Origin of the sequence: Pseudomonas sp. RIT-PI-AD (assembly GCF_025642785.1) — a bacterium.
Taxonomy (GTDB): domain Bacteria; phylum Pseudomonadota; class Gammaproteobacteria; order Pseudomonadales; family Pseudomonadaceae; genus Pseudomonas_T.
In genome coordinates, this window is the sequence record NZ_JANZKU010000008.1 from 181462 (window position 1) to 192262 (window position 10801).

General features: G+C 69.8%; 9 protein-coding genes. 5 read left to right on the forward strand and 4 right to left on the reverse strand.

The annotated features are described in order from the left end of the window. The first annotated feature begins 6 nt into the window (after positions 1–6). The 4 genes from msbA to hldE all read left to right on the forward strand — a co-directional run bounded on the left by msbA (position 7) and on the right by hldE (position 5740). On the forward strand, positions 7–1797 hold the full coding sequence (msbA, locus tag OGL92_RS09900; protein ID WP_263143329.1) for a lipid A export permease/ATP-binding protein MsbA: 1791 nt from the start codon (positions 7–9) through the stop codon (positions 1795–1797). Beyond that, positions 1797–2693, forward strand: coding sequence for an antimicrobial resistance protein Mig-14 (locus OGL92_RS09905; protein ID WP_263143370.1), 897 nt, complete (start codon positions 1797–1799; stop codon positions 2691–2693). The genes msbA and OGL92_RS09905 overlap by 1 nt, the downstream gene beginning before the upstream one ends. 19 nt (positions 2694–2712) lie before the next feature. Beyond that, a complete protein-coding gene (locus OGL92_RS09910; RefSeq protein WP_263143331.1) occupies positions 2713–4107 on the forward strand; it encodes a PIG-L family deacetylase in 1395 nt (464 codons plus the stop codon). Between the two features lie 211 nt (positions 4108–4318). Continuing rightward, complete coding sequence (gene hldE, locus OGL92_RS09915) at positions 4319–5740, forward strand: bifunctional D-glycero-beta-D-manno-heptose-7-phosphate kinase/D-glycero-beta-D-manno-heptose 1-phosphate adenylyltransferase HldE (protein ID WP_263143333.1); 1422 nt, start codon at positions 4319–4321, stop codon at positions 5738–5740. 64 nt (positions 5741–5804) lie between these two features. On the opposite strand, the gene OGL92_RS09920 is transcribed toward hldE, so the two are convergent. From OGL92_RS09920 to OGL92_RS09935, 4 genes are all read right to left on the reverse strand, one after another. After that, positions 5805–6710 (reverse strand): metal ABC transporter ATPase, encoded by a 906-nt coding sequence (locus OGL92_RS09920; protein ID WP_263143337.1) that lies wholly within the window; start codon positions 6708–6710, stop codon positions 5805–5807. A gap of 105 nt (positions 6711–6815) precedes the next feature. Continuing rightward, positions 6816–7625 carry an aldo/keto reductase gene (locus OGL92_RS09925; protein WP_263143339.1) on the reverse strand — a complete coding sequence of 270 codons (810 nt, stop codon included), beginning with the start codon at positions 7623–7625 and terminating at the stop codon, positions 6816–6818. Continuing rightward, positions 7622–8797, reverse strand: coding sequence for an FAD-dependent oxidoreductase (locus tag OGL92_RS09930; RefSeq protein ID WP_263143340.1), 1176 nt, complete (start codon positions 8795–8797; stop codon positions 7622–7624). Before OGL92_RS09930 ends, OGL92_RS09925 begins: the two co-directional genes overlap by 4 nt. 97 nt (positions 8798–8894) lie before the next feature. Beyond that, positions 8895–9227: an SMR family transporter gene (locus OGL92_RS09935; RefSeq protein WP_263143343.1), complete on the reverse strand. Its 333-nt coding sequence runs from the start codon at positions 9225–9227 to the stop codon at positions 8895–8897. A 142-nt stretch (positions 9228–9369) separates the two neighbouring features. On the opposite strand from OGL92_RS09935, the gene waaA reads away from it, so the two are divergent. After that, entirely contained in the window at positions 9370–10638 is a 1269-nt protein-coding gene (gene waaA, locus OGL92_RS09940; RefSeq protein WP_263143346.1) for a lipid IV(A) 3-deoxy-D-manno-octulosonic acid transferase, read from the forward strand. Positions 10639–10801: the final 163 nt, after the last annotated feature.

Consider the following 10801-nt stretch of genomic DNA (forward strand, 5'->3'; position numbering starts at 1 on the left):
CGCCGAATGGCCAATTCCGCCCAGCAGTCCAGTTTGAAAATCTACCTGAGATTGCTGAAATACGTGCTTCCCTACTGGGGCGCTTTCGCCATCAGTATCCTGGGCTTCCTGCTGTTCGCTTCCAGCCAGCCGATGCTGGCCGACATGTTGAAGTATTTCCTGGATGGCCTGCAGCAGCCGAAAGGGGCGCTGCTGCTCGGAATACCCTTGGTGCTCGGCGTGCCGCTGCTGATTGTACTCATTGCCCTCTACCAGGGCATAGGATCATTTCTCGGTAACTATTATCTCGCCAAGGTCGCCCGTGGCGTGGTGCATGACCTGCGCTGCGAGCTGTTCGACAACATGCTGACCCTGCCCAACGGCTATTTCGACGGCACCAACTCCGGCCACCTGATCTCGCGGATCACCTACAACGTGACCATGGTCACCGGCGCCGCGACCGATGCCATCAAGGTGGTGATCCGCGAGGGCATGACGGTGATCTTCCTGTTCGGCTACCTGCTACTGATGAACTGGCGGCTGACCCTGGTGATGCTGGCGATCCTGCCGGTGGTGGCGATCATGGTGACCAGCGCCAGCAAGAAATTCCGCAAGCAGAGCAAGAAGATCCAGGTGGCCATGGGCGACGTCACCCACGTCGCCTCCGAGGCCATCCAGGGTTACCGGGTGGTGCGCAGCTTCGGCGGCGAGGGCTACGAGCAACGGCGTTTCCACGACGCCAGCGCGGACAACATGAACCGCAGCCTGAGCATGACCCGCACCCAGTCGATCTACACGCCGATGCTGCAACTGGTGATCTACATCGGCATGGCGGTGTTGATGTACTTCGTCCTCTACCTGCGCGGCGACGCCACGCCGGGCGAACTGATCGCCTACATCACCGCCGCCGGCCTGTTGCCCAAGCCGATCCGCCAGTTGTCCGAAGTCAGCGCCACCATCCAGAAGGGCCTGGCCGGCGCGGAGAGCATCTTCGAGCAACTGGACAGCGAGGCCGAGCCGGACCACGGCCAGGTGGAGCGCGAGGCCCTCAACGGCCGCCTGGAAGTGCGCGACCTGACGTTCCGCTACCCCGGCGCCGAGAAAGCGGTGCTGGAAAACATCTCCTTCGTCGCCGAGCCGGGGCAGATGGTCGCCCTGGTCGGCCGCTCGGGCAGCGGCAAGTCGACCCTGGCCAACCTGATCCCGCGTTTCTACCGCCACGACACCGGGCAGATCCTGCTGGACGACGTCGAGGTGCAGGATTTCACCTTGCGCAACCTGCGCCGGCACATCGCCCTGGTGACCCAGCACGTCACCCTGTTCAACGACACCGTGACCAATAACATCGCCTACGGCGACCTCGCCGGCGCCCCCGAGGAAGCCGTGCGCCGCGCCACCGCGGCGGCCTACGCCGACGAGTTCATCGAGCGCCTGCCGAAGGGCTACGACACCCTGGTCGGGGAGAACGGCGTACTGCTCTCCGGCGGCCAGCGGCAGCGCCTGGCGATCGCCCGCGCGTTGCTCAAGGACGCCCCGCTGCTGGTCCTCGACGAAGCCACCTCGGCGCTCGACACCGAGTCCGAGCGGCACATCCAGGCCGCCCTCGACCAGGTGATGCGGGGCCGCACCACGCTGGTCATCGCCCACCGCCTGTCCACCATCGAGCGCGCCGACCTGATCCTGGTCATGGACCACGGGCGCATCGTCGAGCGCGGCACCCACGGCGACCTGCTGGCGCTCAACGGCTACTACGCGCGGCTCCACGCCCGGCAGTTCGAGCACGTCCGCGAAGGCGTCGGCCTGGAGCAGGGCGTTTGATTCCGCGTCTGCTGCGGGCCTGGTACGAGCGAGGCTGGACGACCCTGGATGCGCGCGCCTATGCCGAGGCCTGGGCGAGGTTCGGCGGCAGCGTCGCCACCCATCCGCAGGTGGTCGAACGCCTGGCCGGGCTCGCCGGTATCCCGGTGCGCTACCTCGGCTGGGTCCGCGACGGCGAAGTACAGGCGGCGGTGCCCACCTGGGGCCGGCACCTGGCGCTGTCCAAGGATGTGCTCAAGCGTCGCGGCAAACGCGGCCTGTTCGACCTGGGCAACGCCGAGGCGATCCTGCCGGTGGCCGAGACCGCGCGGGTCCCGGTGCGCCTGAAGATGCGCTACGTGTCGGCGCTCAACGCGGCAACCGTCAGCACCCTGCGCGAGCAACCCGAAGGCCTCGCCCTGGCGCGCCTGCCAGAGGACTACAGCAAGAAATTCCGCTACAACCAGCGGCGCGAACACCGCCTGCTGGAGGAGGCCGGCGGCGTCGTCCGGCCGATGCTCGAGCTCAGTCCCGATGAACAGGCGGCGATCTACGCCGACCTGTTCCGCCGTCGCTGGAACTTCGAGGCCACCGGCAAGGCCCATCTCGCCGAGGTCTTCGCCTTGTTGCGCGAGTTCATGACCGGCTCGCTGATCTACCTCAACGACGAACCGGTGGCGATCCAGGTGCTGTATCGGGTCGAGGCGCCGAAATGGATTAGCCTGGAATACATCAACGGCGGCGTCGACCCGCAGAACCGCGCGTTCAGCCCCGGCAGCGTGCTCAGCTTCATCAATACCCAGGATGCCTGGGCCGAGGCCCGCGCCCTGGGCAAGCCGCTGCGCTACTCCTTCGGCCGCGCCGACCGCGAATACAAGGACCGCTGGTGTCAGCGCGTAGCGGTCTACCAGGCCTGACAGCCGCCCCGAGGTGCCCATGAGCCGCAAGCAGGACCTGTTGAAACGTCACCGCCGGCACAAGCGCCTGGCCCTGTCGATCGGCCTGGCGCTGTTGGCGCTGCTCGCCGTATTGCTGGCCTGGTGGCTGCTGCCGCTGGGGCTGCTGCTGGGGTTCGTCGCCCACGAGGCCTGGTTCGCCGACCATCTGTTCTACGCCCCCGGCGACGACTATCGCCATGCCTTCCCCGCCGACACCCCGACCTTCGCCGCGCGCATAGAGGGCGGCACCCTCAGGCTCGAAGGCGACTGCGGCGAGGCCGATACCCTGATCCTGCAGGTGCGACTGACCGCCGACTGGCTCGGCCGCTGGCGCGATCCCCAGGTGTGGATCGGCGACGACCGCCAGGATTTCGAGCGCGGCGTCGACGGGCAGCGCTACCTCAACCTGTCCGGGCAGCAGGCCGCCCTGGCCGCCGGCGAACTGCGCCTGCGTGGGCGCTTCTGCCGCCTTGCCAGCCAGGCGACCCTGTACGCCATGCGCAACCCGGATTACCGTCAGGCGCGCGTGCTGGTGGTCGCGCCCCACGCCGACGACGCGGAACTGGCGGCCTTCGGCCTCTACAGCCAGTGCGCGGAGGCCAGCCTGGTGACCCTGACCCAGGGCGAGATCGAAGCGCAGCATTACCGGCGGCTGGGCCTCGACCCGGTGCAAGCGGCGCGCCTGAAAGGTCGCCTGCGCACCTGGGACAGCCTGGCGATCCCCCTGTGGGGCGGCGTGCCGCAGAGCCGCTGCGTGCAGCTCGGCTACTACTGCCTGCAACTGCCGGCGATGGCCGCCGAACCGACGCGCGCCTTCGCCTCGCGTGAAGCCGAACGGACGGACATCCGCGACGCACGGCGGCACAACCCGCTGCCCTTGCCCGGCGACGTCGACGGCCAGCCGACCTGGAACAACCTGGTGGCCGACCTGGCCGCATTGCTGGAGCGGCAGCGCCCCGAGGTGGTGGTCACCCCTCACCCGCAACTGGACCCCCACGGCGATCACGTCGCCGCCACCCAGGCGCTGCTGGAGGCGATCCTGCTCAGTGCCTGGCAGCCGCACACCCTGCTGCTCTACGCCAACCACCTGCACGACAACGACCGCTGGCCGATGGGGCCGGCGGAGGGCGGTGTGGCCCTGCCGCCGGCGCTGGAAGCCCTGCCGGCGGATCGCCTGTGGAGCCCTTGCCTGGACGCCGCCCTGCGCCTGGACAAGGCGATGGCCTTGGCGATGCAGCACGACCTGCGGGTGCCCCTGCCGGCGAAGAAGCGCCTGCGTCGCCAACTGCAGCGTTGGCTGGCGGGCCGCCGCTGGCCCGCCAGCGGCGAAGACGAATTCTTCCGCAAGGCCGTACGCCGCCACGAACTGTTCTGGGTGCGCGAACTGACCTAGCCGGGCCAGCGGCATCCCGGCTGCCTGGCGAAGCGCTCGGCAGGCCCGTTCGTCCCTCCCGGCTGCCTGTTCCTGTGCCTCGTTCGTCCTCCTTTGCAGGCCCCGGTGGTGGGGCCAGCCGGCTTCGGTCATCCGACATGGCGCTCGGCGAGACGGCGGCCATACTCGAAATGCTATTATTCGCGGCGTTTTTGCCGCCTCCGGAGTCACCATGAAGCTGACCATGCCCCGTTACGATCAAGCGCCCGTGTTGGTGGTGGGCGATGTCATGCTCGACCGTTACTGGCATGGCGGCACCTCGCGGATATCCCCCGAGGCCCCGGTACCGGTGGTCAAGGTCGAACAGATCGAGGACCGCCCGGGCGGTGCCGCCAACGTCGCGCTGAACATCGCGGCCCTCGGCGCCCCCGCTACCCTGGTCGGGGTCACCGGCGTCGACGAGGCGGCCGAGAGCCTGGGCGACAGCCTGGCCGCCGCCGGGGTCAAGGCGCGCTTCCAGCGCATCGCTGGGCAGCCGACCATCGTCAAGCTGCGGGTCATGAGCCGCCACCAGCAACTCCTGCGCATCGACTTCGAGGAACCCTTCGCCACCGACGCCGAGGCCCTGGTCGCCGAGGTGAGCGACTTGCTCGCCGGCATCCGCGTGCTGGTGTTGTCCGACTACGGCAAGGGCGCGCTGAAGAACCACCAGGCCCTGGTGCAGGCGGCGCGGGCGCGCGGCATTCCGGTGCTGGCCGACCCCAAGGGCAAGGATTTTTCCATCTACCGCGGCGCCAGCCTGCTCACCCCCAACCTCAGCGAGTTCGAGACCATCGTCGGGCGTTGCGCCGACGAAGCCGAACTGGTGGCCAAGGGCGCCGCGCTGATGAGCGAGCTGGAGCTGGAGGCGCTGCTGGTGACCCGTGGCGAGCACGGCATGACCCTGTTGCGCCCCGAGCATCCGCCGCTGCACCTGCCGGCGCGCGCCCGCGAGGTGTTCGACGTGACCGGCGCCGGCGATACGGTGATCTCCACCCTGGCCGCCAGCCTCGCCGCCGGTGCCGAACTGCCCCACGCGGTGGCGCTGGCCAACCTGGCGGCCGGCATCGTGGTCGGCAAGCTCGGCACCGCGGCGATCAGCGCACCGGAGCTGCGCCGCGCGGTGCAGCGCGAGGAGGGTTCGGAGCGCGGCGTGCTCAGCCTGGAGCAATTGCTGGTGGCCATCGACGACGCCCGCGCCCACGGCGAGAAGATCGTCTTCACCAACGGCTGCTTCGACATCCTCCACGCCGGCCACGTGACCTACCTGGAGCAGGCGCGGGCCCAGGGCGATCGCCTGGTGCTGGCGGTCAACGACGACGCCTCGGTCAGCCGCCTCAAGGGGCCGGGCCGGCCGATCAATTCCATCGACCGGCGCATGGCGGTGCTCGCCGGGCTCGGCGCGGTGGACTGGGTGGTGAGCTTCAGCGAGGACACGCCGGTCAACCTGCTGGCCGAGGTGAAGCCGGACGTGCTGGTCAAGGGCGGCGACTACGGCATCGACCAGGTGGTCGGCGCGGATATCGTCAAGGCCTATGGCGGCGAGGTGCGCGTGCTCGGCCTGGTGGAAAACAGTTCGACGACGGCCATCGTCGAGAAGATCCGCCGCCAGTAACGGCGGCCCGTCCTTCGCCCGCCCTGGTCGGCGGGCCCGCTGCGCCTATGCGTGGCGGCTCCCCTCAGGGCAGCGTCCTGGCCGGCGCCGCGTCACTCGCGCCGCTCCGGGCGAGCCAGTCCTTCCAGCGGATGCGCTCGTCCTGCACCACCCATCCCTCCTGCTCGGCGAAGCTTTCCGACAGCCACAGGCCGCGGGTCGACGTCGGCGCCAGCTCGCCGTGGCGCAGCACGAACAGGCCGCCGGTGGGGCGCCCGCCGTCCAGTTGCAGGAGATAGAGGTCCGGTCGGCGCCGGTCCAATCGCGCCACCAGTTGGCCGTCTTCGAGCTTTTCGTCGACGTGGAACAGGCTGAGGCGACGGGTTTCCTTGGGCAGGACCAGGCTCAGGTCGTAGACCAGTTGCAGCGAGGCGGTGGGCAGGTGGACGTAGGCGTGCGGCCGCTCCAGCAGGGTCAGGCTGCCGCTCTGCACCGGCCGCGCGGCGCCGGAGCGCGGGGTGAGGCGGAAATGCACGGCGTCGCGGTAATGCAGGCTGGCCTGGTAAGGCGTGGGCAGCCAGGTGTCGCCGAAGCGCCCGGCCAGCCAGCCTTCGGCGGTCTCCAGCAGGCATTCCTCGGCGACCTCCTGGATAGCGGTGAGCAAGGGCAAATTCAGCTCGTGGGCCGGCACGTAGCCGGAGATCAGCTTGAGCACGGTGTCGCCCCGGTCCGGGCGCTGCTGGCGCACCAGCAACCAATAGTCGCGGCCTTGCCAGGAGAGGGTGAGGCGCACCGAGACGCCGAGGTTGGCCAGTTCGAGGGTGAAGCGTTGCGGGTCGGCGACCTGCACCGGCCGGCGGCGCTCCAGGGTCTGGGCGAAGTTCAGCGGCAGGCCGACGCTCTTGTAGATCAGGCCTTCCGGGCCGGCTTCCACCCTGAGCGGCAAGGTCTTGAACGACCCCGGGTTCTTGCGGACGAGGGTGCGGGGCATGGCGGCTCCTTGCTGTTCATCGGTCGCGCGGACGGTGTCGGCTGCGCGCGATGGGGTTCCTGTGGGGCGTATCGAGCCAGGGTGGCGCCTGCGGGGGCCGCTCGGCTAGCCCGGGCTACGCAGGGTTTCCGCCGCCACCGCGACATTGTGGGCCAGGTGCAGCGGATCGATGGTACCCACGATGGCGCTGGTGACGCCAGGATGGGCGAAGATCAGCTCGAAGCTGGCGCGTACCGGATCGATGCCCGTGCCCAGGCAGGCATGCCCGCTGGCCAGGGCCTTCTTGACCAGGAGACCCTTGCCGTGTGCGGCGGCGTAGTCCAGCACCGGCCGTTCGCCGCGCGCGGCGAGGTTGTAGGTGACCATCGCACAGTCGCCGTGCTCCAGGGCCAACAGGCCGCCCTCGACGGTCTTCCCGGACAGACCGAAGGCGCGGATCTTGCCCTCGCGCTTGAACTCCGCGAGGGTCTCGTAGACGCCGCTGTCGCGCAGGATCGCCAGGTCGTCGCCGTTGGAGTGCACCAGCAGCAGGTCGATCCGATCGGTTTCCAGGTGCCGCAGGCTGCGCTCCAGGGAGCGCCGGGCATGCGCCGGGGAAAAGTCGAAGCGTGACTCGCCGAGCTCGAATTCCTCGCCGACCTTGCTGACGATCACCCAGTCGTCGCGCTGGCCGCGCAGCAACGGGCCGAGGCGCTCCTCGCTGCGCCCGTAGGCCGGTGCCGTGTCGATCAGGTTGATCCCCAGCTCCCGCGCCAGGCCGAGCAACTGCCGCGCGGTGAAGTCGTCGGGGATGCTGAAGCCCTGGGGGTACTTGACCCCCTGGTCGCGGCCCAGCTTGACCGTCCCCAGGCCGAGGGGGGAGACCTGGAGGCCGGTGGCGCCCAGGGGGCGATGCAGATCGTGCAGGCTCTTCATGCCAGCCATTCCTCCCAGATGGGGCGGGCCAGGGCAGGGCGCGGCAGCCCGGCCGGCGGTGGCGGCGCGCTGGGGCGGATGGCGTCGCGCCGCAACGCGGCCAGCACCCGGTCGGCGAAGTCCGGCGCCAGGGCCAGCTTGGTCGGCCAGCCCACCAGCAGGCGATCCTGCTCGGCGAGAAACGCGTTGTCCGGGCGGACGAGCCCGCTTTGCAGGGGCTCGGCGCGATCCACCCGCAGGGTCGCCCAACGGGTCCTGGACTGATCGATCCAGGGCATCAGTTCGCCGACCTCGCGGCGCGCCGCGTCGATCTGCGCCGCTTCGTCGCGGGCCACGCCCTCGGCCTCGGCGAGATCGCCGCCCAGGTACCAGACCCACTCGCCGTCGGCGGCCGGGTGGCTGGTCACGGTAATCCGCGGCTTGGGTCCGGCGCCCATGCAATGGGCGTACAGCGGTTTCAGCGCTGGCCCCTTGGCCAGCACCATGTGCAGCGGCCGCAGCTGCTGCGCCGGGCGCTCCACGCCGAGGGCGGCGAGCAGCGCGGCATTGCCGGCGCCGGCGCTGAGCACGATGCGTTGGGCGCGGATGTCGCGCTCGTCGACCCGCAGCCCGACCAGTTCGTCTCCGTCGCGCAGCGGTTCGATGCGCCGGGCGGCCAGCAGGCTGTCGCCCGCCAGGTCCGCCAGGCGTGCGATCAGGCTGGGCACGTCGAACACCAGCTCGGCGAGGCGATAGACCTTGCCCTTGAAGCGCGGGTCCTGCAACGCCGGCGGCAGCTCGGCGCCTTTTACCGGGTCGACCCGGCCGCGCATCGCCTTGCTGGCGAAGAAGCTGGTGAGGTTGCCGGCCAGGGTGCCGGGCGACCACAGGTAATGGGCCTCGGAGAGCAGGCGGACGCCGCTCAGGTCCAGGTCGCCGTATCCTGCATGGGCATCGCGCCAGCGGCGCGGCATCTCGGCGATGGCCTCGGAAGACCCGGTGAGCACGCCCTGCAGGGCGTACTTGGTGCCGCCGTGGATGATGCCCTGGGATTTCAGGCTTTGCCCGCCGCCGAGCGCGGCGTTTTCCACCAGCAGGGTCGAGTAGCCATCCCGGCGCAGGCGGGCGTTCAGCCAGAGTCCGGCGATGCCGCCGCCGACGATCAGCACGTCGGTGGAGAGGGAAGTGAGCATGGACTGCACTCGTGGGAAAAACAGGCCCGGAGTATAACCCGCGCGCCACGACGGCGGCCGTGGCCTCCCGCCGCAGGGCGGCCCCCGGTGCGGCGGTTCAGTGGCCGGTGCTGGCCGAGAACAGGCGGATCACCACCACGCCGGCGACGATCAGGCCCATGCCGAACACCGCCGGCAGGTCGAGCTTCTGCCCGTAGAGGAGGTAGGCGGCGATGCTCACCAGGACGATGCCCAGCCCCGCCCAGATGGCATAGGCGACCCCTACCGGAATGGTCCTCACCACCAGGGTGAGCATCCAGAAGGCGATGGCGTAGCCGCCGATCACCAAGGCCAGGGGCAGGGGTTTTTGCAGGCCGTCGATGGCTTTCATGGACGTGGTCGCCACCACTTCGGCGCCGATGGCGATAGCGAGGTACAGATAGCCGCTCATGCGGTTCCTCCGCGGTCGAAACCACGCATTCTAACGATCTTTGCCCCGCGACATCGGCTGGCCTGGCGGAAGGACCGCGATGAGCGGGCTTTCGGAACCCGCGCCGGCCGGGCGCCGAGGTTTTTTGCTACCCTGCCGCCCCATGAACCGGACCCTCTATACCCTGCTGTTCCACCTCGCCCTCCCGCTGATCCTGCTGCGCCTGGCCTGGCGCGCCTGGAAGGCCCCGGCCTATGCGCGGCGCCTGGGCGAGCGCTTCGCCTTCGGCCTGCCGGCGTTCGCCCCGGGCGGCATCTGGGTCCACGCGGTCTCGGTGGGCGAGAGCATCGCCGCCGTGCCGATGATCCGGGCCTTGCAGGCGAAGCATCCGCACCTGCCGATCACCGTCACCTGCATGACCCCGACCGGTTCCGAGCGTATTCGCGCGTCGCTCGGCGACAGCGTGCAGCACTGCTACCTGCCCTATGACCTGCCCTGGGCCTCGGCGCGCTTTCTCGAACGGGTGCGGCCCCGCCTGGCGGTGATCATGGAGACCGAACTCTGGCCTAATCACATCCACCAGTGCGCCCGGCGCGGCATTCCCGTGGCCCTGGCCAATGCGCGCCTGTCGGCACGCTCCGCCCGTGGCTATGGGCGCCTGCATCGCCTCACCGCGCCGATGCTGGGCGAGTTGAGCCTGATCGCCGCGCAAAGCGAGGCCGAGGCGGAGCGCTTCCGCGCGCTGGGTGCCCGGCCCGCCTGCGTGGCGGTGACCGGCTCGATCAAGTTCGACCTGCGCGTCGATGCCGACCTGGTCGCCCGTGCCGCGCGGCTGCGCGGGGAGTGGGCGGCGACGCAACGTCCGGTATGGATCGCCGCCAGCACCCACGCGGGCGAGGACGAGGTGGTCCTCGACGCCCATCGGCGTTTGCGCGAGCGCCGGCCGGACGCCTTGCTGATCCTGGTGCCGCGCCATCCGGAACGCTTCGCCTCGACCTTCGAGCTGTGCCGGCAACAGGGGTTCGCCACCCTGCGCCGCTCCACCGGCGAGGCGCCGACGGCGGAGACCGGCGTCCTGCTCGGCGACACCATGGGCGAGTTGCTGTTTCTCTATGGGTTGGCCGATCTCGCCTTCGTCGGCGGCAGCCTCATCCCCAGCGGTGGCCACAACCTGCTGGAGCCGGCGGCCCTCGGCAAGCCGGTCCTCAGCGGGCCGCACCTGTTCAACTTCCTCGAAATCGCCGCCCTGTTGCGTTCGGCCGGCGCCCTGGTGGAAGCCGCCGACGCTCCCGCCCTGGCCGTTGCGCTGGATCGGCTGTGGCACGACCCGCGCCAGGCCGCCCGCATGGCCGAATCCGCCCTCGGCGTGGTGCGCGCCAACCAGGGCGCCCTGCAACAGCTGCTGGATGGGTTGGAAAAGCTGCTGCCCTAGGGCGTAGGCCCCGGCACGCGAGTGGTTGAAGAGCATTCGGGCGCGATAGCGCTGCGCGTGTTCGTATCCACAGCAGCGGTTGCCCGGGCGAACCAGGGATGGCCCGGCGGCTTAGGCGCCCGGGCGGTGGATAAGCTGCGCGTTATCCACCCTACTTGGAGGT